This window comes from Pontibacter diazotrophicus, from assembly GCF_003367245.1.
GTDB lineage: Bacteria > Bacteroidota > Bacteroidia > Cytophagales > Hymenobacteraceae > Pontibacter > Pontibacter diazotrophicus.
Window position 1 is genome coordinate 1 of record NZ_QRGR01000046.1, and the last position, 26,530, is coordinate 26,530.

The window sequence follows — 26,530 nt, forward strand, 5'->3', positions numbered from 1 at the left end:
ACAATCTGCCCAGCCTGCTGATGGGGCAGGAGGCTGTTGAGCAGCTGTACGAGCGGCTCAAGCGTAAAATCAAGAGAAGGAAGGAGGCTGTCAGGCCCGGCAGGAGCTTTCCCAGGGTCCGGAAGCGTAAATACAAATACAACATCAATAAAAGACCTGTCATATAAGCAGCCTTAAGTTGACGGCATTGGGTCGCGACCTGCCCGTACGAAGCACGATAGATAGAATAACATAATAATTACCGCTGTTCCGGACATCTCTGTCCGGAACCAAACTGCCGGGGACTTCCTAGTCCCCGTTCTGCTTTACCGGGTCCAACCACTCCTACCCCTCCTGGGGGTAAAGCCCCCGCTTTAGAGTCCAGGGAGGGGAACCTGCTGTTCTAAATCGCATTTTAGGAGTTGCATTGTAGACAGTTCGTGTTATGTATGTTTTAATCCTTTTGATGTCTGCTCTATTCTTCCTCGATGGGGTAACTTCAAATCAACATACCTTTATTCGTATATCAACCTGCATTTATACTTTCCCTTCAAAGGCAAAAAGGCTATATTTACACATAACCTGACGCACGGACAACATGATCAAAGCAAACGATCCGGATCTCCACTCCTGGATAGAAATAGCCCCTGACAGCAATTTTCCCATCCAGAACCTACCCTTCGGTATCTTCACCACCCCTGAAAGAGACCCGCGTGTGGGAGTGGCCATCGGGGACTATATCCTGGACCTGTGCGTGCTGGGCCAGCATGATTTTTTTGTGCTGATTGACCTGGACCCAAACGTATTCCACCGCCCTTACCTGAACGATTTCATCTCTTTAGGCAAACCTGTGTGGCGGGCGGTACGCAACCGTATCTCAGAACTCCTCCAGAACAACAATACAGAAATCAGCGGCAACAGCAATCTAATACGGGAGTGCCTGGTGAAACAAAGTGAGGCAGAGATGCTGCTACCGGTAAAAGTGCAGAACTATACAGACTTTTACAGCAGCATGGAGCACGCCACCAATGTAGGTTCTATGTTCCGTGACCTGGAGAACGCGCTGCTGCCAAACTGGAAACACCTGCCCGTAGGCTACCATGGCCGCGCCTCCTCTATTGTGGTATCGGGCACTGATATTTACCGGCCAAAGGGACAGACGAAGGCGACGGATGCAGAAGCTCCCACTTTTGGCCCAACCCAGCAGCTGGATTTTGAGCTGGAGGTGGCCTTTATCACAGGCAAAGAATCTGTTTTAGGCGAAAGCATCACCACCTATGAGGCAGATGATTATATCTTCGGCCTCGTGCTGTTCAACGACTGGTCGGCGCGGGATATACAGACCTGGGAGTATGTGCCGCTGGGGCCCTTCCTGGCTAAAAGCTTTGCCTCTTCTGTTTCGCCCTGGGTGGTGACGCTGGATGCACTGGAGCCATTCCGGGTAAAGGGGCCGGAACAGGACCCACAGCCGCTGCCTTACCTGGAGGTATTGGGCAACCGGAACTTTGATATACAACTGGAGGTGCTGCTACAGCCTGAAAATGGATGCGAGCACAGCATCAGCCGCTCTAATTATAAATACCTTTACTGGAACATAAACCAGCAGCTGGCGCACCAAAGCAGCAATGGCTGCAACATTCAGGTAGGCGACCTCTATGCCTCCGGCACCATCAGCGGCCCCGACAGAAGCTCCTACGGTTCTATGCTCGAACTAACCTGGCGCGGCACGCAGCCGCTGCTGCTGCCAGACAACACCACACGCCAGTTCATTAATGATCATGATACCGTCATCATGCGCGCATACGGCGAGCACAACGGTATCCGGATAGGTTTTGGAGAGGTAAAAACAAAGATATTACCAGCTTTATAGGTTTAAGGGCTGAGGCAAGTCTTTAGCTCCAGCGGAGCGGCCTGTTTGGGATGTTTAAACAGGCCGCTCCGCTGGAGCTTGTATTGTTATGGAACTGAATGCTATCAATAGGTCGTCCCGCTAGGACTTTTTGTTTAACAGATTTGCTGGACGTCATCTATTAAAAGAGACCAATCGTAAGATAATTGGTGCTATTAACAGACTAATAAAAATAGCTGCAACCGTTGTGATGACAAAATCCCAAAAATCTCCTTCCATACGCAAGACTTCATTCAAGTTTAGTCCGAATACAATTCTGACAACGACAATAACTAAGATAATGAGCATAACAACAGGCCAGTAAGCTATAGTCCTGTTTTCTTTATCTGCAGGAATATCCTTTGGAGGTAACCTCAGAATGGCATACAGCACAATAGCCAGACCAACAACTGAACTCAGTATATTCAAAACATAAAAAAGAGGCATGGACAGCACACTGGGGCCGCCGCTTGCTGGTAACAAGGTAAATTGATTTTGCCCCGGACCATTCTTATGAGTAAAACCGTCCCAGATAAGATGCGTTACAGCCCCGACTACTATGGAAACAATGATTAGAAGGTAGTGCTTTTTGAAATGAACCACCCAATCCAGTTCCTTAAACCGGGCCAATCGCTTTCTCATAAAGGCAGGCAGGTTGTCTATCAGCGGGTCACGAACTACCAGGTGAAACAAAAAAGACAGTACAATTCCTAACGGAAGGCAGAACCAGAATATCGCTCCCCAGGTATGGCTGTAGCTGTTGCCTCCTTGCATGTTAAAAAACTTCTCAAAGTCCGGTGCCATGCTCCCAATCACCAGACCAGTTAAAGAAGACCACCCTTTGGGCAGATACCTGAAAGGTAAAACAGCGGCAGGATGAGAAAAAGTAAATGGCATTGCTTAAACGCTATGGATGTATTGATGCTGTTCAACAAATACTGTACCTACGGTACAATGGTTATGAAGCATATTCTTAAAATCAAGAGAGGGCAAACTGCTTAGCTTGCCCTCTCTTGGTTAACGTGTTTATGGTATCTATTATGCTGCTGATTCAGAAAACTATTCCTGGAACTACGCTATAAAATCAGCAAGAATAAACTTACATCTCCAGTTATAACTTCTAACTGAGTATTATCTGTTACTTTTTCGGAATCTATTCCCTCTAAAATCCGGTGTGTATAAAACTTTAACTGAAGTAGTTAAGAAATGGTCATTCTCTCCTGAATACCCCGCCTCGTTCACAATGTTGTCAAGGTAATCAGTTGAAGTGAAGGTAAAGTTAAATTCCGGTGCTACACTAAACTCTTTAGAACATTGGATATTAAGCCCCGCTCCTATGGGAACAACCGCTGCAACTGATGGGTAGTCTTTTAAGGCAGGCAGTGTTCCATCTTCATCCTTGAGATAAGAGGACGCTTTATAGCGCGCTACGCCTAATCCTGCTTTTACATACGGTATCAGTTTGCTCTTGCGCCTGCTACTTCCAAAGCCACTGTATCCATCAATTAAGTTAACAACAAGAGACCCGGAAGCCTGTAAGACCTGTGATTCAAAGGAAATATCTTTGTTGCCCGTCTCACCTTCAGTAGCTTTAAAGCCGTTATAATCGAAGCTGCCCAGCACACCTACAATAGGCGAAAACATGTACATCACGCCTACATTCGCGTTTAGCCCAAAGCCATTGTTCCTGAGTGGTCGAAGGCCATCGTCGCCAAAGTTATGCCCCCTGTTGTCACTGTTCATCACCGATAAACCTGTTCCTGCTATAAAGGTAAATCCAGGAGAGGCTTTCGGACCATAGATGCTCCGCTTTTTAATGTTGTACTGCGACCTGAACTTCGGCTTGTGTGATTGTGCCTGTACGTTAACTGCTGCAATTAAAAAGGAAAAAAGGAGCGCAGTTAAGAATTTTGCTTTCTGAAACATGGGTATTGCAGCATTAATAGATGAATGTATAAGAAACAGGTTGCTGTATTTACAATATTTATGCATGTAAATATATAGTTTTATTGATGATAAAAAAAATATCCAATATCATTTACAATAAAACTCCCCATAAAATACTGCAGTGTGCCACTTCATGCATTGTGCTATACACCAGAGGCATGACATCATATAGCGTTATAATTACTAAGCGTCTAATACTAAACCTCTTGCTAAAATGATTAGAGATTAATGTCTGGCTCCTCTGTTGACAGTGATTATCCACTTAAGGCAGGACTGCTTTGCAATGACTTAATTTTATGCCTCATATGTGGTGCAAATTCACCACTTTATCCGGCTCCATAGTTTGATGGAAAGTATGCTTCGCAAAGCATTCCACAGCTTTGCTCTAATCCAAAGCCTTCGTAGAGACAGATCACGACCCAATGCCGTCAACTTAAGAACAACGCTGCCGTTGTTGTGTGTTTTCACCAACAACTTGCTTGCTGGTCAAAAGACACAGCAAGGGCGTAGGGAGATGTTAGCAGCAAATATTCTCTTAAGTTGACGGCATTAGGTCGCGACCTGTTCAATCGTTCCCATTTTATCTGAATCAGGATTTTCAAGATTAGAAGGATTGGCAGGATGAATATTCATTACCAATTCAGCCTGCCCTGTCTCATCTTCAGGCTGATGCGTGGACAGGTCGCGACCTACCCTACGAGGTAGGGGTGTATCATTCACCATTTCCCTGGCTTAAGTTTGAGGCTTTGCGCCAGGGAGAGACGAAAACAGAAAAGGCAGGCTAGTAAGCCTGCCTTTTCTGTTTTCGTCTTCTATGAGGTTAATTTAATAGGCAAGTCCCGTGTCACCAGTAGTGGAGTTGAACATCAAAACACTAACCTATATCGTTCTTCAGGACTTCTCAGTCCTGAAGCCAACTGAAGGGGACATCTTTGTCCCCGTAACTACCCTTCCTGTCACGCGGACAAGGATGTCCGCAGTAGGCTTAGTTCCGGACACGGACGTCCGGAACAGCTTTAAAGATTGCAAACTTCTTAAACCAGAAATTTCGGCACATGGAGATTTCCTAATCCCCAGCAGCAAACTTTCATAATTTATTAGTCTAAAAGAGCAGGTAAAAGCGCCTTGGCTGCTGTCAGCAACTGTTAACTGTTCTCTGCTAAATGACCAATGTTCTTACTCGTGGTAATTCAGAACTCTATGGCCACCTTCCATTAAATAGGTGTCACGCTTGAACAGCTCCAGATCAGCCTGCATCATATCCTGAACTAGAGCTGGCAGATCATACTGTGGCTTCCAGCCTAACTTTGTCTTGGATTTAGTAGCGTCTCCAATCAACAGCTCTACTTCTGTTGGGCGGAAATAAGCAGGGTCCACACATACCACTTCTTTGCCTATCTCTAATTGGTAATCCGGGTGAGTGCAGGCGGCAACATAGCCTTTCTCGTCTACACCCTCTCCTCTGAATTCTATTTCTACGCCAACTTCAGCGAACGCCATCTTCACGAAGTCACGGATGGTGGTAGTTACGCCGGTAGCAATCACAAAATCCTCAGGTGCGTCTTGCTGCAGAATGCGCCACATGGCTTCTACATAGTCTTTCGCATGCCCCCAGTCGCGCTTGGCATCCATGTTACCCAGGTATACTTTGTCCTGCAAGCCTAGGGCGATACGGGAAGCGGCACGTGTAATCTTGCGAGTCACGAAGGTCTCGCCACGCAGCGGGGACTCATGGTTAAACAGAATACCGTTGCAGGCGAACATGCCGTAAGCCTCGCGGTAATTCACTGTAATCCAGTAAGCATAAAGCTTGGCCACGGCATAAGGTGAACGGGGGTAGAACGGTGTTGTCTCTGACTGCGGAACAGCCTGCACCAGACCATACAGCTCAGAGGTGGACGCCTGGTAGATGCGTGTTTTTTCTGTTAAACCTAAAATACGGATAGCCTCTAAAATACGCAATGTACCGATACCATCTGCATTAGCGGTGTACTCCGGCATATCGAAACTTACCTTCACGTGGCTCATGGCCGCCAGGTTATAAATCTCATCCGGCTGCGTCTCCTGAATAATGCGAATCAGGTTCGTCGAGTCCGTCAGGTCGCCGTAGTGCAGCTTAAAGTTGATGTGCTTCTCGTGCGGGTCCTGGTACAGGTGGTCAATGCGTTCTGTATTGAACATCGAGCTGCGGCGCTTGAGGCCGTGGACCATATACCCTTTACTTAATAATAGTTCTGCCAGGTAAGCTCCGTCCTGCCCAGTAACGCCGGTAATTAATGCAGTTTTCATTTCTGTATTTTAAGCTGTAATAAACTCTTCTTTAAAATCGGCATACGCCATTTTTATACCCTCTCTCAATTCTATCTTATGCCTGTATCCAAGGCTATGAAGTTTCGACACATCCATGAGCTTGCGGGGCGTACCATCCGGTTTACTCGTATCAAACGCAATGTCTCCCGCATACCCCACTACCTCTTTAACCAACAAGGCCAGTTCTTTAATGGTCACGTCTTCGCCTGTGCCAATGTTAATCAATTCTCTTCCATCGTAGCTGTTCATCAGGAAAAGGCAGGCCTCGGCCAGGTCATCGGCAAAAAGGAACTCCCGGCGCGGACTTCCGGATCCCCAGATAGTCACCGTTTCGGCTCCACCCTCCTTTGCTTCATGAAACCTGCGGATAAGGGCTGGCAACACGTGCGAGTTCTGCGGGTGGTAGTTATCCTTATAACCGTAAAGGTTTGTAGGCATCACACTAATAAAGTTGCAGCCGTACTGGTCGCGGTAAGCTTCGCAGAGTTTGATACCTGCTATCTTCGCGATGGCGTAAGGCTCATTTGTCGGCTCCAGTTCTCCTGTTAAAAGATATTCCTCCTTCAGCGGTTGGGGCGCCAGCTTCGGATAGATGCAGGAAGAACCCAGGAACATCAGCTTTGTGACACCTGCCTTATAGGCGGAGTGGATGACATTGGTCTCCATCATGAGGTTATCATAAATAAACTCTGCCCGGTAGGTATTGTTAGCCACAATACCGCCTACCTTCGCTGCGGCCAGGAAAACATAATCCGGTTGCTCCTCAGCGAAGAACTCAGAAACAGCCTGCTGGTTCCGTAGGTCTAGCTCGGAGGAGGTGCGGGTAATTATATTCTTATAGCCGTTGGCCAACAGCGTGCGGCATATAGCAGACCCTACCATCCCTCTATGTCCGGCTACATATACCTTCGCATCTTTATTCATAAAATATAAAATTTATAAAACACAAATCTATCATTAAAATCAGAATCGCAGAGATAAACTTGGTTTTTTATTACACATTCTCAAGTTTTACACCTGCAGCTTAACATCTAGTGCTCCTCCAGGAAAGTAGTTGCTCATTGATTCCTAGGCTCTTTCAGATGCTACATTACTATACAGAACCCTGCGTCAGTAGTGATTGCCCTTTTCTTTTGAGTGTAGGACCGTTTCAATCTCCATTTTTGTCATCCTGTAAAGGATATTGTGGCCAGTAGCGAAGGCTTAACCTCCCGTGGGTAGCAGAGCCGTTTCATTCAAAAAACTATCCCCTTGAGGACAAGCAAGAACGCGAGTTCGTAGCTTGTGAGCGTAGCTCAAGGGGTGTCTAATTCAGAGGCAAACAGCTAGGAAAATGTTTCAAGTAATTTCTCTGCGCATGTAAACACCCCTCTATGAGCTACGCTCGCAACTCTAAAGCTCTCGCTTTAGGTTGTCCTCAAGGGGAGAATCGCCTAGAATGAAACATCCCTGCGCCTTCTACCATGATATTGAAAAATATTTTACCGCTGTTCAGGATTGAAACCCCGAAACAAAAGAATAATCAAATGCAAGTTGCATGACTCAGAATTAAGTGACGCCTAATGCTGAAAACCCACCCCTACTAGCCCCTCCAAGGCTCATCTTATAGGGAAAAAACAGAAGGAATCAAAAGCACAAAAACCAACTGTCATTCTGGAAGAATCTTGGTAGAAATAGAGGGCCCCAACCCCCGGGAGGTTAAGCTTTTGCGGCTTGCCCACAAGATCCTTCCAGGATGACAAAAAAGGAAGAAATATTTGCTGATTTTAGTTATTCTAAAGCCTCTGAATTTTTCCCTACAAGATTAGCTCCAAGGAGGGGAATTTTTACTCTCATGTGAAAATCCCTTCCTCGGAGGGGTAAGGGGTGGGTATTTCTTTGATACAGTTACCAAACCCCAACTTGAGTCAACAACTATTAAACTCCTTAAAACGCCTTTTCATCACCGCGGATGGCCTGCCACACCGTGAGGACTACAATTTTAAGGTCGAGCAGAAAAGACCAGTTCTCCAGGTACCAGATGTCGGCTTCCACGCGTTTCACCATGTACTCCGGTTCCTTTGTCTCTCCTCTGTACCCGTTTACCTGTGCCCAGCCCGTAATGCCAGGGGTAAGGAAGTGGCGCACCATGTATTTCTCTATTATGAGTGCGTAATCCTCTGTATGCTTTAGCATGTGAGGCCGGGGACCAACAATAGACATGTCCCCTAACAGCACATTGATAAACTGGGGCAGCTCATCAATACTGGTCTTCCGGATGAAGGCACCTACACGCGTAATGCGGGCATCACCTTTACTCGCCTGCTTGTTATCAGAATCTGAGTTCACGCTCATGCTCCTGAACTTAAGGCAATAGAAGGGTAAATTATCTTTCCCGGAACGAAGCTGCTTAAAGAAAACAGGCCCTCTTGAATCCAGCTTGATGATGATCGCCATCAAAGGAATAAACCAGCTTAGCAAAAAGACCAGCACCGATAGAGAGAACGCTACATCGAAAATTCTTTTCAGCGTTTCATTCGCTTTGTCTTCTAAAGGCTCTCTTCGGGGGGTCAGTATCGGAAGGTGGCCGTACATCTCCACCATAAAGTTCTTTTTAAAGTAGTCTTTCACGTCAGGCACTAACTTCAGGCGAATCATGCGCCTGTCAGCTTCCCGCATCAGCATTTTAATTTTGTCCTGGGCAACATCCGGTAGGGCGCAATACACTTCCGCAATGCCATTTTGCTCTACAAATGACAGGCAGTCCTCAATGCGGCCTAATATAGGCATGCCTTTGTCTCTGAGTGAGAGGTCATCATCAAAGAAGCCTCCTACTTTGTAGCCATACTGTTTGTTTATCTCCAGGTGGTTATACAGATCCACTCCTAAAGAACCGGCACCAACAATCACTATTTTTTTATGTTTTACCAACGACCAGCGTGTGGGCTTCCGGATAAGCAGAAAAGCCGTTTTCCAAAGCAGCAGGAGTATGGCAAACAGCAGAAAGGCATAGGCTGTAAAGGTGTAGGATAAATCGAACTGCAACATAGCGGCCTTCAGCAGGGCGGCTATGAGAAAGTACATACCCAAGGCCTTGATGGTAAGCTTTATGGTAGGAATGGCATCCCTCCTGAAGATGTCTTCATACAACTTATTGACATTGGCACAGTAAAACCAAATCAGGTTCAGCAACAAAAAGTCCAGTTTGTAATTTTCCGTTATATTCTGCCCTATCAACTGCTGGTTTTCAATCACAAACCCAGCGTAGAGCACCACATTCAGCAGAAAAAAGTCAATGATAATATTTAAGCCCTTCGAAAAAGTAGTATATCTGTGTACCATAAGCTTTACCCCACTAAAGGAAAGTACAAAAATAGAATAAAATCATAAATACATATATAGATATACTTAATATATTATCTAACCCACCTGTATATACAGTCGGTTTCTCTTACAGAAGCTAATGAATTCAAGTCAAATGCGCCGTAGTGGCATGCTTTGAAAGAGCAATATCAATCAGGTGCTGCGCATAAAGGACGGCATTGCCTCCAACCCCACCGGGCTACTATGGCGCGCGTTCTTGCCTTATAAATTTCTGGAAAAGGCTAATATTAAAATTCTCCCCTTGAGGACAACCTAAAGCGAGAGCTTTAGAGTTGCGAGCGTAGCTCATAGAGGGGTGTTTACATGTGCTGATAAACAACTGTAGCTTAGTAGCAGGAGCCTTACTGCTAAACTTTACACCCCTACGGTCCCCTCAAGGGGACAATTAACTAGTTTATTAAGACAACACTGAACCAGTATAACAATGAATTTAAAAGATATAAGACAGGATAAGGCGTCTTCGTTAATAACTTAACGGTACGGCTGTTGCCAAAATGACCACCTCTTACTTGGCCACAGCAACCTTTTCTTGCACAAGCGAGGCTTCAAACCGTTGCATAATTTTATCGATACACAGGTTTGTTTCGGCATAAGCCCGGGCGTTGCTGGCAATCACTCGATTGTCTTCCAGTATGGCTTTCAGAATACCTTCATTTAAAGCCTGCTGGTTCTCGGCGTCTACCAGTATGCCCATGTTGTGCTTTGCTACCAGTGTGTGCAGGCCTGCTCCTTTATTGGCTGTGATAAGGGCTACTCCCCCAACTGCCAAGATGGTGGTCAGTTTAGAAGGCATCACCAGGTCACTGGCATTGGCTTTCTGAATCACCAGGTGCACATCCGCCACATTCAGGAAAGCGTTAAACTTCTCGAAAGGCTGCAAAGGGAAGAAAATCACGTTCGCAAGACCTAAGCTTTCTGCCAGCGCATTCAGCCTTTCTTTGTAAGGTCCAGAGCCGCAGATCATAAACTTCAGGTTTTTCATCTCCTGCAACTCCTGCGCTGCATACAGTATAGTTTCCAGCCCCTGCTTCTCCCCTATGGCCCCGGAATAGAGCACAATAGTATCAGACGCCTTGAAGCCAAACTCCTTTTTCAGGTACCTGCGGTTCTCCAGCGGATGAAACAGGTTGATGTCTGCCCAGTTGGGGAAAGCCATTACCTTCTTGTTTGCCTTTTCCTCAATCTTCCGGATCATTCCCTCCGAAATACTACTCACCACGTCGGCTTGCCGGAAGATGTACCGCTCCACTTTAAACAAGGTCCTGATCACCCGCTCCGATTTTATCATCTGCAAGTCCCGGGCGGCTTCTATCTGCATGTCCTGTATGTGGTAGTAGAGCTTTGCCCCACGTATCTTTTTATACAGTATGCCGAGTATGCCAAACTGAAAAGACGGCACTACTGTCAGGACATAGTCGTATTTAGGACCGAGCATTAACTGCAGCAGCTTAAAGAAAGCAGAAATCAAAAAAGAAAGATCCAGCAGCATGCGCTTCAAGCCTGATGGATTTTCAGGTACGTAAGTAGGGCACCTATGAATCGTTATTTTACCGCCTGATGCAAACGCCTTTATTTCTGTTTTATACCACCGCCTGTTTTTATGGTAGGGCTCCTGTACTTTCCAGTAAGGGTAGTAAGGATAAGTGGTGATAACCGAGCAGTCATATCCGTTTTTGGCTAACCAATGCACCTTCTCGCCGCTGTACTTCCCGATGCCAGTAGGCTCCGGGTAAAAATTGTACCCAATCACTAATATTCTCTTCTTTTGATTTTTAGGCTGTAGCATTGGAAGTACAAAAAGTAAAAGTTAGCATCATACAGATATCATATAAATATAAAAAATACTATATTTTAAAAATTATTAGCTCCTGAATTTAGATTGAATGCAATACCCCTCTTTTCCCCTGGTGTAGCCATAACTTTATAAAAGTCAATAGTATACAAACTATATACCCCAGCTACAGGTAAACAACAAAACTTCAGCAGAGGCTTTATAAGGCATAAAACACCCATAGCAAGCAGATACTGCAATAATTATAGTGCAATATGCTAATACTTTAATTAATAGCAAACTTATATTTATAAAGAGTATAAAATTGGAGCCAATTTTATTGCAGCTAGGTTGAGGTGGTGGGATGTGCTACTAAAGATTTGCTGCAGGAGAGGTAAGTGAATAGGTTGTAGCCCTAAACTTATTCGCTTAAATTTTAACTCTTATTGATTAGGTACAAAGAAAGATTCATACTTTAGTTGTACACTATTTTGCACTTACAGCATGTTTAGATTTTGTCCCTTTTCGAAGTGAGGCTTATTCACGGGCTTGTCATTTTTATGAAAGAGCAGTATGCACCATTTTACAACAGGAGCGAAAGCTTCAGTAGGAGGTTTGTAAGTTTAAGGTAAAAGCTTAGTCACTACACTATTTCATAAGTTAGATGTTGGAGGAGAAAGTAAAGAGCAAAAATCAGGATAGATGACAGAATGGGTAGTTTGACTTCCGGCATACAAGCGACAAAGCATTTTCGCTTGTGTTGATTGTCTCAAAGAACAAATAGTGAAGAAAGGCATTTCAACTCCTCTCGTTAATTTCAAGAAGGTGTTAGGAGTCTTTTAATGTGATTGTGATCTGTTTATCCTGCTGCAGAATTTTATATTTTGGAAATGTACTACAGAGCCACTACTTTATCAACGGGTTTTATTTTCCTGAATCTTGCAGTAAACCTGCGTGAAATACGCCATTTTCAGCATAGCGAAAGCCAGCCCTCTGGCACCATCCCGGAAGCCGCCTAAAAGAAAAAAGCTACCACAAAAATAAGCTGGACCAATCAACACACTGTTCATCAGCCGGTACTTCAGCTTTTGCTTCCATGACCATTTACCTGAAATTTGGGTATCGTTAGATGATTTAAGAAACCGTCCTGCTTCCCAGGCGGCATATTCGTCGTGCTTGATGACATAGTGGGAAACGCCCCTGTAATCCTGATGATCAATTTTACTTTTGATCACGCCAATCTCACCCTGAAGCACCGGGTGTTCGTGCACCTCCATATCCAGCTTGCTCCACTGGTCCTCATCAATCCGCTCGTATTCTCCGGCTCCAACACGAAAAAGTGCCAGTTTTTTTAAAGGATATCCACCCTTCAGTTGCTTGCCTAAAAAATAGATAGTGTAATTTAGCCAATATCCGACTTTATCACCTCTCTTTAAAACTTCTCGTAGCTCTGATTTAAATTCGTCTGTCAGGTACTCATCAGCATCCAGAAACAGCACCCACTTTGTAGCGGGTGTATGGTTTCTTAAAAACCAATTGCGCTTTTTAGGGAACTTTCCATCCCACACAAAATCCACTACCTCTGCCCCATGCTGCCTGGCAATCTCTTTTGTATGATCCGTACTGCCGGAGTCTATCACTACTATCTGACGTGCCAGATCAGAGCCGATTGCCTTCAGGCATCCAGGTAAATTTCTCTCCTCATTTCTTACCGGAATAGCAATGGTCAAATCAAGTGAAGTAGTCATGATAAGTTATTAGTTCGTGTCAGTGCAGCTTTTATGCTTAACCTGTCTCTGTTAGTTAACCTGTAACCTCAGGAAGTCACTCTTGATTTCTTCTGCCATTCTTTCTTTGATTGGTTTACAAGGGAAACCGGAGCAAACCATCCATGCCGGCATATCCTTTGTTACGACAGAACGTGCGCCTATCACACAGCCCTCTCCTATTGTTACTCCCGGATGTACAAAAGCCTCTGCGGCAACCCATGCGTGATCGCCGATGCGTATGGTTTTCGTAATAAGCGGGAAGCCAGGAAGCGTATAATCATGTGTTCCGGCACACAGGTGTGCTCCCTGCGATACGACAGCCCGGCAGCCAATCATGATCCTGCCCTGCGAGTAAAGAATCACTCCATTTGCTACACCACACTGATCCCCTAGTTCAAGGTTCCAGGGAGCCCAAATTTTAACGTGGGGATACACATGTACGCTACGCCCTATCTTAGCACCGAACAATCGAAGCAGGAATGCTCGCCACCCATGCAAGGGTTTGGGAGAAAAGCGAAACAGCGATATCGCTACAATCCCCCATACAACTCTACCTAACCGGTTCTTCAGGGAAAACGAAGGTCCCGTTACTGTATTTTGGTTATGCATGGTATAAATGATAGGTAAGCTAAAATTTAAATTCATAACTTTATATTGATCAGAAACTTATCGCGTCCAGAAGCCGGGTTACGTTAGGTCTTATTGCAAAAAACTTCTCATATGCACCTCTTGCATTATGCTGCATCTCCAGTTTCTGCTTTTTTGACAGAAGCTGCCACTGTTCTAATAATGCAATGGTTCCTTCCTGTGAGTCATCAGCTACTAAGCCTCCTCCTACAGCTTCTATTTCCCGCCAGATGTTTACCTGGTTCGATATCAGAACAGGCTTAGCACAGGCCAGCGCTTCCACTACGGCAATACCGAAGTTCTCCTGGTGACTTGGTAGTATAAAAGCCTCGCAACCATAAAACGCCCCCCATTTTGCATCCCCGGTCAACATACCCGGAAAAATAACTACATTCTTCAGCTCATTAGATTCGGCCACCATTTGTTGCATCCTTTCCCCATAAGGTGAATCCAATCCAGGACCAGCAATAACCAATTTAGGAAACTGCAAAGATATCCTTTCAGTTTTATCCACCTCTCCACCCATGATACCTGCAACAAAAACAGATTCTGTCTTTGCTGTTACCATCTTACAGGCTACCTCAGCGTAAGCTTTTATCAGCAGATCAACACCCTTCTTCTCATGAATTCGACTGAGGAAAAGGACAAAAGGCTGCTGCTGAAGCTCAGGGCATTGTTCAAGGAAAGCTCCGCGCATGGCTTCAGTAAATGTTGGAGGCTCTTCTACTCCTAAGCCAACCACTATCTTACGCTTTGGCCTGTAAGGCTTAAAGGGAATCTGAGCAAGGCGTTTCTCTTCTTCACATGTAAAGAGCAAACCATCCGCACCATTTACAATATTCCCTTCTATCAGTTTCCAATAGACCCAATTTCTAAGCGCTTTTAATTTTCTGCCATTAGACTTCTGGAAATATGGATCTAACATGCCATGTGGCATAGCATAAACCATTGGTAATTTTACTGGTGGTAACGCATTAGCTTTATGAAATTTTAATGCTTTGTGTAAGGCAAAATCATTATAAAGCCATAACCCATGGAGTATTGCGACATCGAAACGAGGAAGATTTTCAAGAAACCAAGGTAAGAGCTTTTTACTGTATGACCAGGCCCCTTTTCCACGACCAAGTGCATGAATCGGAAAAGGTTCATCTTTTAAAAAGGTGGCATCAAACATATCCAAGCTAACTACCTCATTATAGGTATTTAAATCTTCAAGGCCTGAAATAATAGATCGCACAGCTTGGCAAACTCCACCAGACTTTGGATCCATCTCATTAACTATATGCAGCAGATTCATGATTTAGACTTTATTCCGCTATGATGTTGATAAACTTCCGGATCAACTCCTTTACAAACATCCTCTAACAACCTAAAAGCCTGAGAAACCATTTTTTCCATTGTTAATTCCTTTTTTACAAATTCTAAAGCATTACTGCTAAGTTGATCTATCTCTGCCTCAGTCAAAGAGACTATTCTTTCCAAACATTCAGTAAATGTTTTAAATATCATCCCATTATAACCACTTTTAATATAATGATACTCCACGCACTGTAAAACGTCCTTTGATCGCTCAAAAGTAAATACAGGCTTTCCATAAGCCATAGCTTCTACAACTGAGAGACCTACCCAACCAGGCTGAAAATAAACATCAGCTATATTAAAGAGTTTTTCCTTTAAATTCCTTTCATATACTTCCCCAAAATCATAGACATGCCTAAACTTTATAAAATCAGGCTTCAATCTTCCCGCCCCAATTATGATAAAAGCATATTTTTCAGGGTCAAGGTTTTCTATCAATTTCAATAATAAATCTACACGTCTTCCTGGCTCATTGAATCGGGCACAATAAATTAAAACTCTTGGTTGAAAAATTTTAAATTCCAATTTAAGGTCCCGCTTATTCTTTTCATCGCTAAGCTTGACAATATCTTCTACGTTAGAAATCGTATTGCCTAATGACGTAATACTCAGCTTTGGGAACTGTTTGTTCCATAAATAGTATTCTTTGTCTGTATAAACCCACAAACCATCTGATAAGCCAATCATCCACTTAAGGAAAATGTTTGGCTTTGATTCCTCTTTAATGTACCTCTTAATAGATATTCCATGTCCCCATAATATTATCTTTTTCTTTAGCAAGGGCTTTAACAAAAGTATCAACCATGTTGTTAAATGTCCAAAATGCAGCATCAGGACAAGGGTATCATACTTTTTGTCAAGGAGTGCGAATGGATTATAGACTAAGAGAGGCCCTATGGCGATTGCCTTTAAAGGTGAAGCTTTGACTTTTCCTTTGAAGAAATTACTTGCTTTTAGCTTATCCTGTCCCTGATAACAATAAAGATCAAGTTTTATCTTTTGGCTTAGTTTATTAAAGAAATCCGTCCTATAGTGAGGAACAAAAGGTTGTATAATGGCTATCATTTATAAATAGTATTACTTTTGTAATCTTAGATTATAAACTTGGGATATTGAAAGCCAAGTAAAAAGACAAAGTACCGATCCTGCCGCAAAAGCATGAGCTTCAGCAAAAAAATGGAACAACATAAAAACAAATACGAAAAAATACAGTCGGCCATCCTGAACATCAAAATGCCTTAATCCAATGAATACAACTTTTAATAAAAGGTATAAAAGAGCCCCAAATCCTAATGCACCCATTGTGGACAGAGCTTCCAGATAAAAAGATCCAAACTCTACACTTCCAGTTTCTTTATTAGCTCCAGAATTGTATTTTTGTATTACTTCTTTCGAAACAGAGTGAAAACCAGCTCCCGTTATTGGGTTAAGCTTAAAATCTTCAATCCTAGCATTCCATAACTCTTCTCTAGAATTGTTGGTGCCTTTATTTTCTAAACGTGTATTGTTTACTATAAAATTATCAGCCTCATAGCTCACAAGAATTAACGTCGGAGTGATAAAAAACAAAACAATAAGCATAAAGGGTACAAACCTTCTAATTATTGTTTTTATTAAGATTTTAAATTTTGAAAAGAAAATAAAGAGAAGCACAAAAAGTAAACCAGCTATACTGGTTCTGGAACTTGCCATGAAAACTGTAACAACTGAAATTAAAAACAACAAGCTATAAGCAAAGTGCAACAGTCTACTATTTGCTTTGTAACACAAATTATAAATGGCAAAAATACATACAATTGATGCAATTGGAGATAAAATCATTTCATGTTGAGTTACCCCACTTCTAAAATACTTTCCATCTCCTGTATACAATTCACTAACACCATAATTTGGTAAGCGAAAAATTATCCATACAAAAGAAACAACAGTAATAAAGACAAATAAATACATTTTATACCACCACAATTTATTCCTAAATAAGATAATATTACTATTTAGAAGGACTGGCGCAGCCACTAATATTAATACAATCCAAGAAACCCATCTAAAAAAAGCCCCAGGTAGTAAGCCTGTACTAAAAACCAAAGATGCTCCAGAAACAAGGAGTAAAGGAAACAAAATTTTTACTTTTTTATTCTTATAAAGAACTAAAGATAGACAAGAAAAAAGAACAGCATAATATAACACTGTTACATCAGGCACAAAAGCTTGAATAATTGTAAAGTGCAAAATAAATACTAGCAACAATAAAATAGAACATATATTTATTCTCTTCATATAAAGTTAACTGCAATTAATTCTTGATCCCCATTCTTTCCCAGTAGTTGCTATATTAAAATAGTTGTGTTTTTTAAACAAAAGGTTTTTAATACTTTAGCCGTTTTATCCTAACATTCCTGTTGCGCTTTTTAATATATTGAAATAATTAATTATGTACTTCGTTCTATAAGTTGGATAGTGATAATAATCAATACTATTCTTCTACATAAAGCTATAATAATTTATTATATTAAAATAGACTTACCGAAAGATGAATAATTATGATTTTGGATAAAATAATCTAATTTATCATTAGATTTATTATACGAATTCAATTGAGTCACAAGAAAGGCAATTGCATCTTTTATCTCTAAAGGAGAATATGGATTGACAGCAACGCCCAAGTTATATATTTCTACTATGCTCTTGTTAATACTTGATGATGAAACCACTACTTGCTTCTTGTACTTAGCTGCATGCCCTATTACACCGCTAGAACTGTAAAAATCAATATAAGGCATTAATACTATATCACATGCTTTAAACAATTGCTCCATTTCATAATTAGGTATCACCTCATCCCTTATTATAATTTGTAGCTTAGGGTTTTTATTCTGAGTAGCAGCTATAGCACATTTTATGCTCTGCGCTTTGCCATCTACGAATGTTCCTGCTACAATTAAAGCAATTTTAGCTTGCTCATCCTCTGAGAAAAGAGCTAAGGAGTCTAATATATTATTTAAATTTTTTTTCTCATCTATTCTCCCAAATAACAATAACACCTGTCTTTTTCTAGAAATACTATATTTTATACGTACGCATGTTTCTGTATTAACATCGAGTAGATTCCTAGTATCTATGGGGTCAGGTAAATAGTAAAACACCTTCTCACCCCTTGTATCAAGAGCAGCGTTTAACTTCTTGACTCCTTCTTCATCGTTCAATATATATATTTTGTTCACCCTCCTATTTAAGTTAATTAAGCTCCAGATAACAGTGAACTTCCGAAGCTTTCTTAATCTTAACTTGAATGAAGCAATATCTTTAACTTCTACTGAAGGCAAATGATGGTAAGGCTGAAATAGTATTCCTTGAACTTTTAATTTGTGCTTCGTAAAAACTGGGCTTTGTACTAAGTATTGATACCCATCAAAGCTCATAAAAAGTATTGTATTTATTGTTGGTGTATCAAGTATAACTTTTTCTATTTTATGCCACTCCCAATATGCTCTAGCTAAAAGTTTTGTTGGTGCTCCCTCCATACTTATTTCACATATAAGCAGGTCACCAACAGTCTCTATTTCCTCTGACAACTGTTGCTTTAGCTCATCATTAAGCATGAAAAGATAATTACTTTTTAATTGTGGGTTTGCTTGTAAGTGAATTAAAAGGTATTCAATATATTCTTTTCTATGCCCTGTTGCACTTCCTTCATAGATAATAGTACTTGGCCTATTTATTTCATGCATGTGCTTTATCTTCCTTTAGCTCTTTTTTATACCCACCTACATGCCTATTCTTTACTTTTTTAGAAAGACTAACACCAAGTTTAAGTAGTGAAATTCTCATAATGTATTTTAAAAGATATATAAGAGGGTGAACTTTTCTGTTTGACAGAAGCTTAACTCCTATAGTGTTGTTTGAAGGGTTCATTCTTTCAGGATCAAATAAGAAATTATCATTATGCAATATTCTTTCCGGGAAAATACCATAATCACTTGGATCATTTAAGATAAGTACATCGTATTTCTTAGCCATCAGACTTAGTATTGACTGGTCATGTCTATGGCTAATAAAACCAGGGTAATTCTTCTTACCCATGATGTTTTGCTGGTCTGATATTATCCTACTATCAAGAGATAGTTGCTGAAACTCTTTACAAAAGTTTACGCTTTCTTTACCCTTTTTAATTAACAAGAAACCTCCCATTATCTGGGCCGTTTCCAAGAATCTTTTCTCGTCACACCCCATCAATATAAATGCGTCTCTCTTGGTCCATTGTTTTTCAATTAGAGCAAGACTAAAACACATAATATTTTTACCGCTTCGTTCTAAAACTTTTATAAGCGGCTTGACACTGTTGATAAAGATGGACCCACTATCTGCATAAAATAAGAAATCTCCTTCTTTTACAACTTCTAATGCTTTATTAATTATATAAGATTTCCAACAGTAATTACCATAACCTTTAGTGCTTTGTTTAATCATTTCGTCAGCTTCTTTACGAAATGCAGAATCTAAGTCTGAAGGGGAAAACTCTATTACCTCATCAAAGCCTCCAATTAGTGTACCTGATAATGAGTTCCATCTTTGCTGCGTTCTAAAACCGGAATCTGCAAAATTTACTAGTGTGATCATTTATGAAGTACTTTTTTTAAGATAAAGCTGTTAATTAATATTGCTGCCAATGTGCCTACAATTTTCAAAACTATCAAATAGTTATACCCCACTTTGCTTATATCTAAAGCAAAGCATCCTATAATATAAATAATAAGCGCTATCAGAGTAGAAAAGATTTGTAGCTTCAATTCACCTAGGCCATTTTGAAGATTTATAAAAATAGCATTAATGCAGTGCGTTAGCGTGTAAACTGCAAACAAGTAAAAGGTAAGGGAAGTGATTACTGTATAATTATCCTCTAACCAAAGCCCTAGTAACCAATCTTTGAAATAAGAAACGATCAAGCTAACAATAAAAACACCTATCGAAGCTAAAAATAAGAGCTTGAGCGCTTTTGTGATCCATAATGTTTCTTTTCTTTCTTGTGCTTCAGTTACACTGCTCCAAAACTGTATCAACAGAATAGAAAACACATTGATCAATGTAAAAAAAACTCTATTTACTATCGAATACTCTCCAGTCGTTTCTGCACCCAGGCTTCTTGATATTACAAAATTATCTATCAATAAATACAAGAGGCTGAGTACTTGCACGAGAAAGAATTTTCCTGATAGATTATATGTTTCACTTAAGCTATAACTTCCCTTAAACTTAACATTTATCTTAAAAAGGCATGTCTGATAAAAGAAGAAAATCAAATACAAAATGCTTTGAAAGCCCCCGAAAATTATAGCTACGGATATAAGATTTAGCATTTGGAATCTATTGAAAATCAATAAGGCTAAATAACATCCAGCTATATAAAGTGCTTGAACAAACCCTGTCAAGTAGCTTTTGTTAAATCCTAAAGCTATAGAATTTGACAAACCCAGAACCAGGTTTATTAAAAAGAAGAAGATGAATATTGTAATGCTATTTGTAACTTCCGAGCCAGTAATGCTGTTATTAGCAAAAAGCATACTTGGACTAAAATATAGCAGAAACAAAGGTATAATTAGGAACAATGCGACTAAGACAATTTTACTCATTGTCTTCACTGTAGCCCAAACTGCTATACTTATATGATCGCTCTCTCCCTTAATAATTAATTGAGTAATTAGGTTTCTAAGCCCGTTACCTAAGCCAAAGTTCAGTAAAGATCCAAGAGAAATTACAGACAGAGCTGTTTGCCAAACCCCATACTTTTCGGCTCCTAAGCCTTTTAGCAAAAGAGGTACAAGCATAAGGTTAATTATTATGATTGTTCCTTTAGACAAAAAGTTAAGGACTGTGTTCAATAAGAAGTTCTTACTCCTATCGCTCGCATTTATTTTCCCTTGTAAGGAAAATTTTACGTTTCTTATTGTCGCTAAAAGTAACATATTTTGTTGTATATACCTGATCCTCTTGTATATAAGCTTATATTTATTAGCCTTCACAGGTTAACAAATCAATTTATAAAACTCATTTAGCTGGTTTTGTTCATAATGTGATGGAAGCTTTCCTAGCTATCTTAACTTCACCCTTTCTGAAAATAGCTATTCATTCTGTATTCTCTTAAGACTGTTTTCAGCCACTATTTCCTTTCAGTGATCCAATGTGTTAAAGGATCGCTACTGCTCCTCTCTTCTTACTATTTTTAGGTTTCTCCCCATAACCATAGCCGTAACCATAGTTATTACCCATTTGGGCATCATTGAGCACAAGCATAGGATGCTGCAGCTTTTTATGCTTATACACATCATCAATAATTTCTAATTGTGACTTGTGTGTATAGCCGTATCGCACTATGTAAATACTCGAATCGATGTGAGGAGCCAGCGTGAAGGCATCGGCCACCTGCCCCACCGGGGCTGTGTCGATGATGACATGATCAAAGTTTCCTTTTAAGAGCTGAAGCAGTTGCCCCACTTTAGGACTCATCATCAACTCAGCCGGATTAGGCGGAACAGGCCCCGAGCCAACGACATATAGACCTGGTACATCAGTAGAAGGTTTCACAATATCATCGACAGATAATTTATCTGAGATCAGATAATCTGTTATTCCTGGTCCCTCCGGTATACCTAACTCCTGCAGCAATCTTGGCTTTCGGAGGTCGAACCCTAATATCACCACTTTTTTTCCTGTCAGAACTAAGCTTGCCCCTATGTTGATACTAAAGAAAGTTTTGCCTTCCCCACTCATACTCGAGGTAACCAGCAACACTTTATTTTCTTTGCCCGCTGTAGCAAACTGAAGATTGGTACGTATGAGCCGGAACATTTCTGCCACAGGACTTCTGTTATCCTGTGTTACAGCAACAGCATAACCCGTTTTATTATGAGCAACTTCACCCAATATTGGGATTTTGGTTGCCTGCTCTACCTCCTTCTTCTCCTGTACCCTGTCGTTCAAAAGATCCCGCACAAAGATCCAGGCAAAAGGGAGCCCTAAGCCCATCATCAAGCCCAGCAGGTAGACCAGCATCTTTTTCGGCTTCACAGGTTCATCTCCCACCATGGCAGGGTCCAGTACGCGGGAGTTGGACACAGCTGCTGCCAGAGATACGGCAGACTCTTCCCGCTTTTGCAGGAGGTAGAGGTAAAGCCCTTGTTTAATGCCCTGTTGGCGCTGTATTTCAAGCAGCTCCCGCTCAATTAACGGCACCTGCTGTATCCTCGACTCAAAAGAAGCCATGCTAGTCTTTAGGTTGTCACGTGTAATAACAAGTCCCCTTTTAATGTTCTGCAGGTTCTCCAGGATATTCACCTGCAGGTTCGCCAACTGGTCATTGATATTCTGTATGAGCAAATTATTCGCCTGCGTGGTCCGCAGCATGCGCTCCCGCTCCAGTTGCAGTTCATTAAACTTTGCGATCAGGCCCAGCAAGGTGGGATCCTGTATGCTGAGTGTGCTGGGCACCAGTTGGTATTGCTGTCCTTTTCCGCGCAGGTATTTTTCTATTGAATTCAGAACCTCCAACTGTATCTCAAACTCTGCCAGTTGCTTATTGTATTCGCTCGCCCGCTCAACAAACATCTTCGCTTCTGAGCTCACATCCGTCAATTCATTCTGGCGCTTGTACTTTTCTACGTCTTTCTCCACATCAGATAACTCTGTTGTCAGGAACGTCAGGCGTTCGTCTATGAATTGGATAGTATTAGAAGCTACTAAATTCTTGTCTTCAACAGCCTCTTTGTTATATACCTCCACCAGTTTATTGATGATGTCTTTGCCTTTTTTCCGTACGGGCTCCACCAGGCTGATCATCAGCACACTGGCGTTCTTATTTACCGGCTCAATGCTTAGTCTGCTATTATAAGCGTTCGCCAGTTTTCGAATATCAATAAACTGCACGACAATATTTTTTGGACTACTAGGAGACGAAGCTCCAGCCGCCGCCACTACGGTAAAAGTACCATAAGCCTTCTGGATTTCTTGTCCGAACTGGTGCTCAGACACAACTGCCTCATTTTCCTCCTCTATTTCAAAGCTGTTGTTATCTTTTACATGAAGCACAATGCTTTTTCCGTAAGCAGCAGAATCCAGTTTAGACACAATGACCTTCAATGGCAGCTCTTCGCCATATAATTCCACATCACGAATATTGCCTGGTTTGTAGTAGCTTGTCTGTAAAGAAAGCTCTGTCAGTACGCGTTGCATTAAACTAACGGCGGTTAGTACTTCTATCTCATTGTCGATGTTCTTCGTGGACTTAAACATATCCAGCTCACCGAAAGCCGAATTTCCTAATAAGTCTCCCCCTTTTTTATCATCTCTTATCAGCACCTTGCTTTTAATACTATATTGCGGGGTGGTATAACGCAGGTACAAAAAAGCCATACCTAGGCCAATCACAGCGCCCATCAGGAATAAGTACCAATAGCGCATATACTTAAAAAGCAAAGCTTTTAGATCTATTTCCTCTGACGCTTCCGGCTGAAACTGAAATAATCCTTTCTCTGTCATGGCTTACTGATATTAAAATAATCTTGACAACACAATACTGAGTGCTGAAACAACCGCAACAGCAATAGGCAGATAGTACGTTCTTGTACTTGACTGTAGCTCTTTCGCTTCACTTGGCTCTACATACACCACATCATTTTGCTGCAGGTAAAAAAAGGGCGAACTCAGTACGTCTTTGTTATTCAAATTCAATCGTGTTACTTTTCGTATTCCATTCTCTTCGCGTATCACCAGCACATTCTCTCTTTTCCCGAAGGCGGTCATGTCACCGGCCATACCCAGCGCTTCCAGTATGTTTATTCTTTCAGAGGGGATGGTAAAGGTAGACGGCCTATTTACCTCTCCTACCACCGTTACCTTGTAGTTCAGGTAGCGGACGTTCACAATGGGCCCTTTCAGGTGCTTCTCTAGTTCAGAAACAAAGTGTTCCTTCGCCTGGGCTTTCGTAAGACCTCCCAATTTCACTTTCCCTAAAACAGGAAAATCAATGAAACCTTCTTTATCCACCAAATAACCTTCTCTGTATATGCTATTCGCGGAGGTGTTGGAGGCGATGCTGAAATTGCTCATGCTAGCTGCTACAGCTGCCTGTCCGGTATTAAACAAGGCACTTGCTTCGGGATTTAAGCTGGTGACGGAGACACTCAGGAGATCATAAGCCTGAATTTTAGGCTCTGTGTCGTTGGTAATGCCCTCCTCGTATGTTGCCTGTTCCTGCAGATCGCTTAAGTAAGCGAGGTTTCGGTGAGAGCAAGAAGCCAGCAGCAGCAGGCCCAGAAGGTAAAAAAGCTTAATTTTCATTATATATATAAAACACTATTCTTGCCGACACAAAATCTCCTCAAACTATCTGCAACCTTTTAACAACAAGTGCGTAGCAGGATGCTTTTGCAAATGTGTAGAAATAGTTTTTTAAAACATATATAGTTGCACAAAAATTTTTAGAGGAGTACAATAATACTTTAGATAAGTGAGTCCTCACAGGCACCGGACAGGAATAGTACAACTGTTTCAAAAGTGCAATATAAAGCACTAATGAACTATGTGAGATTCTTGTAACGAAGCGCGGAGGGATTTTCTGCGTTTTTCTCCACAGATTTTTTTCGGGAGGTAAAAAAGAATGTCGTATGTCGGCTTTCTAACTGCTGCTACGCAGTCTTAAATTTGTCCCCCTTTGAAGGGGGTGAGGGGGATGAGAGGCTGCTGGAAGAAAGGTCGTCCTTATTTTATATGAAAGTAGCATCAAATAGTATCTTGTATAATTGTTCGCTGATGTAAATCATCCCCCTGCCTCCTTAAAGGGGGACTTTTTCTTGAAAGTTAATTTTTTCTCCGTCTGTGCCTAGCTAAGCAGCACCAGTTCCTCTCCGCATTGACCTCACAGCGTCTTCCAGACCTGTGAGCGTCTTGGTGGCTACGAAGCAGCGGAAATTGGCACCAGAGACGCTCGCAGGAGCTGCGCACGCTGCGAGGTCTTTTGAGCAGCTGGTATATTCTTTTGCAGCCTGTGTGGGAAATTTGTGTCCAATTTCAGCATTCAGGAAAACATAGCCTGTTTAGTATCAGAAACAAGCATAAAAATAATTTAAATTCAGGCCTTCTATATAGTTTCATACCACCTCCAAAACCACCTCAAATTATATCATCATAAAGTACAAATCTAACACAAACGTATTTTACTTTTATTTATGAATTTGCGTACATTGGGGGTATGTCAGTTAAAACCATCGATCCACAGCAGGTACAGGCCTCGGAACTTTATGCCCTCATGTCGGGGGCTGTGGCGCCCCGGCCTATTGCCTTTGCCAGCACCACCGATACAGCGGGCAATGTCAACCTCAGCCCGTTCAGCTTTTTTAATTTATTCAGCTCTAAGCCGCCTCTCCTGGTCTTCTCGCCTTTAAGCCGGATGCGCGACAACAGCAGCAAGCATACCCTGGAGAATGTGTTAGCCACCAAAGAAGTCGTCATCAACATTGGCAACTACGACATGGTGGAGCAAATGTCGTTGGCCAGCACGGAGTATGACCTGGGGGTGAATGAATTTATCAAGGCAGGCCTGACACCAGCCGCATCCGTACGGGTAAAGCCGCCGCGAGTGCAGGAGGCTCCCGTTGCGTTTGAGTGCAAGGTGACCGACGTGGTCAAGCTCGGCACAGAAGGGGGTGCCGGTAACCTGGTGCTCTGCGAGGTCCTGCTGATGCACGTGAACGAAAACATTTTAGATGAAAACGGAAAAATAGACTCCGCTAAACTAAATGCCGTGGCCCGCATGGGTGGAGACGACTACCTTCATGCCATTCCGGAAGCTATCTTTAAGTTGCCAAAGCCCAGCCGCAACAAAGGCATGGGCGTAGACCAACTCCCCGACTTTATCCGCAACAGCAGCATCCTGACCGGCAACAACCTTGGCCGCTTAGGCAATACAGCACAGATGCCCACAGACGAAGAAGTCGAAGCTTTCAAGTCTGACCCGCTGGTGTCGTATATCCTGACGAAGTACCAGCATGACCCCGCGACACAACGACAGGAACTGGAGCTGCTCGGCAAAAAGCTGCTGGAGGACAACCAGGTAGCACAGGCCTGGAAGGTGCTGTTGCTGATGGGAAAATAAACAATCAAACCTAATCAATTTAATCTTATTCATCTTCTGTACGGACAGGTGCGACCTGTCCCCGCATCAGCTTACCGATGCAACAGGAGTGGCTGATTTGGTAATTAAAAGTCATCCTGTCAATCCTTCCAATCCTCAAAATCCTGATTCAGACAAAATGGGAACGATTGGACAGGTCGCGACCCAATGCCGTCAACTTAAGGCTGCTTATATGACAGGTCTTTTATTGATGTTGTATTTGTATTTGCGCTTCCGGACCCTGGGAAAGCTCCTGCCGGGCCTGACAGCCTCCTTCCTTCTCTTGATTTTACGCTTGAGCCGCTCGTACAGCTGCTCAACAGCCTCCTGCCCCATCAGCAGGCTGGGCAGATTGT

The 26,530-nt window shown here is 42.2% G+C and carries 19 protein-coding genes; 2 read left to right on the forward strand and 17 right to left on the reverse strand.

All coding sequences use genetic code 11. The annotated features are described in order from the left end of the window. Window positions 1-577: 577 nt before the first annotated feature. A complete protein-coding gene (gene fahA / locus DXT99_RS25270) occupies window positions 578-1,849 on the forward strand; it encodes a fumarylacetoacetase (protein ID WP_115568384.1) in 1,272 nt (423 codons plus the stop codon). A 153-nt stretch (window positions 1,850-2,002) separates the two neighbouring features. Here the strand turns inward: fahA and DXT99_RS25275 are convergent, their stop codons facing one another. The 17 genes from DXT99_RS25275 to DXT99_RS25350 form a co-directional block, all read right to left on the reverse strand. Beyond that, the gene (locus tag DXT99_RS25275; protein ID WP_115568385.1) at window positions 2,003-2,764 is read right to left on the reverse strand and encodes a DUF4184 family protein; all 762 of its coding nucleotides are present in this window, start codon (window positions 2,762-2,764) and stop codon (window positions 2,003-2,005) included. Window positions 2,765-2,998: 234 nt separating this feature from the next. After that, window positions 2,999-3,793, reverse strand: a complete 795-nt coding sequence (locus tag DXT99_RS25280) for an outer membrane beta-barrel protein (protein ID WP_181885263.1) — start codon at window positions 3,791-3,793, stop codon at window positions 2,999-3,001. Window positions 3,794-4,363: 570 nt separating this feature from the next. Beyond that, window positions 4,364-4,537: a hypothetical protein gene (locus DXT99_RS27245; RefSeq protein ID WP_181885264.1), complete on the reverse strand. Its 174-nt coding sequence runs from the start codon at window positions 4,535-4,537 to the stop codon at window positions 4,364-4,366. Between the two features lie 453 nt (window positions 4,538-4,990). Continuing rightward, complete coding sequence (gene gmd, locus DXT99_RS25285) at window positions 4,991-6,103, reverse strand: GDP-mannose 4,6-dehydratase (protein ID WP_115568387.1); 1,113 nt, start codon at window positions 6,101-6,103, stop codon at window positions 4,991-4,993. Between the two features lie 9 nt (window positions 6,104-6,112). Next, entirely contained in the window at window positions 6,113-7,048 is a 936-nt protein-coding gene (fcl, locus tag DXT99_RS25290) for a GDP-L-fucose synthase (RefSeq protein ID WP_115568388.1), read from the reverse strand. Between the two features lie 1,002 nt (window positions 7,049-8,050). Continuing rightward, complete coding sequence (locus DXT99_RS25295; RefSeq protein WP_115568389.1) at window positions 8,051-9,445, reverse strand: undecaprenyl-phosphate glucose phosphotransferase; 1,395 nt, start codon at window positions 9,443-9,445, stop codon at window positions 8,051-8,053. 547 nt (window positions 9,446-9,992) lie between these two features. Then, entirely contained in the window at window positions 9,993-11,237 is a 1,245-nt protein-coding gene (locus DXT99_RS25300) for a WcaI family glycosyltransferase (RefSeq protein WP_220273452.1), read from the reverse strand. Window positions 11,238-12,172: 935 nt separating this feature from the next. Beyond that, a complete protein-coding gene (locus DXT99_RS25305; RefSeq protein WP_115568391.1) occupies window positions 12,173-13,006 on the reverse strand; it encodes a glycosyltransferase family 2 protein in 834 nt (277 codons plus the stop codon). A gap of 51 nt (window positions 13,007-13,057) precedes the next feature. Further along, complete coding sequence (locus tag DXT99_RS25310; RefSeq protein ID WP_246001041.1) at window positions 13,058-13,672, reverse strand: WcaF family extracellular polysaccharide biosynthesis acetyltransferase; 615 nt, start codon at window positions 13,670-13,672, stop codon at window positions 13,058-13,060. Between the two features lie 13 nt (window positions 13,673-13,685). Continuing rightward, on the reverse strand, window positions 13,686-14,951 hold the full coding sequence (locus DXT99_RS25315; RefSeq protein WP_115568393.1) for a glycosyltransferase: 1,266 nt from the start codon (window positions 14,949-14,951) through the stop codon (window positions 13,686-13,688). Continuing rightward, entirely contained in the window at window positions 14,948-16,078 is a 1,131-nt protein-coding gene (locus DXT99_RS25320; RefSeq protein ID WP_115568394.1) for a glycosyltransferase, read from the reverse strand. The genes DXT99_RS25315 and DXT99_RS25320 overlap by 4 nt, the downstream gene beginning before the upstream one ends. A gap of 12 nt (window positions 16,079-16,090) precedes the next feature. Further along, window positions 16,091-17,290, reverse strand: coding sequence for an O-antigen ligase family protein (locus tag DXT99_RS25325; protein ID WP_115568395.1), 1,200 nt, complete (start codon window positions 17,288-17,290; stop codon window positions 16,091-16,093). 227 nt (window positions 17,291-17,517) lie between these two features. Then, window positions 17,518-18,741: a glycosyltransferase gene (locus DXT99_RS25330; protein ID WP_115568396.1), complete on the reverse strand. Its 1,224-nt coding sequence runs from the start codon at window positions 18,739-18,741 to the stop codon at window positions 17,518-17,520. Next, window positions 18,734-19,630 (reverse strand): hypothetical protein, encoded by an 897-nt coding sequence (locus DXT99_RS25335; protein WP_115568397.1) that lies wholly within the window; start codon window positions 19,628-19,630, stop codon window positions 18,734-18,736. The genes DXT99_RS25330 and DXT99_RS25335 overlap by 8 nt, the downstream gene beginning before the upstream one ends. Further along, entirely contained in the window at window positions 19,627-20,835 is a 1,209-nt protein-coding gene (locus DXT99_RS25340; protein WP_147294309.1) for an MATE family efflux transporter, read from the reverse strand. Before DXT99_RS25340 ends, DXT99_RS25335 begins: the two co-directional genes overlap by 4 nt. 358 nt (window positions 20,836-21,193) lie before the next feature. Then, complete coding sequence (locus DXT99_RS25345) at window positions 21,194-23,542, reverse strand: GumC family protein (protein ID WP_115568399.1); 2,349 nt, start codon at window positions 23,540-23,542, stop codon at window positions 21,194-21,196. A 12-nt stretch (window positions 23,543-23,554) separates the two neighbouring features. Continuing rightward, window positions 23,555-24,343, reverse strand: a complete 789-nt coding sequence (locus tag DXT99_RS25350) for a polysaccharide biosynthesis/export family protein (protein ID WP_115568400.1) — start codon at window positions 24,341-24,343, stop codon at window positions 23,555-23,557. A gap of 910 nt (window positions 24,344-25,253) precedes the next feature. Between DXT99_RS25350 and DXT99_RS25355 the strand changes: the two genes are divergently transcribed. Next, on the forward strand, window positions 25,254-26,156 hold the full coding sequence (locus DXT99_RS25355) for a flavin reductase family protein (protein ID WP_115568401.1): 903 nt from the start codon (window positions 25,254-25,256) through the stop codon (window positions 26,154-26,156). Window positions 26,157-26,530 lie beyond the last annotated feature (374 nt).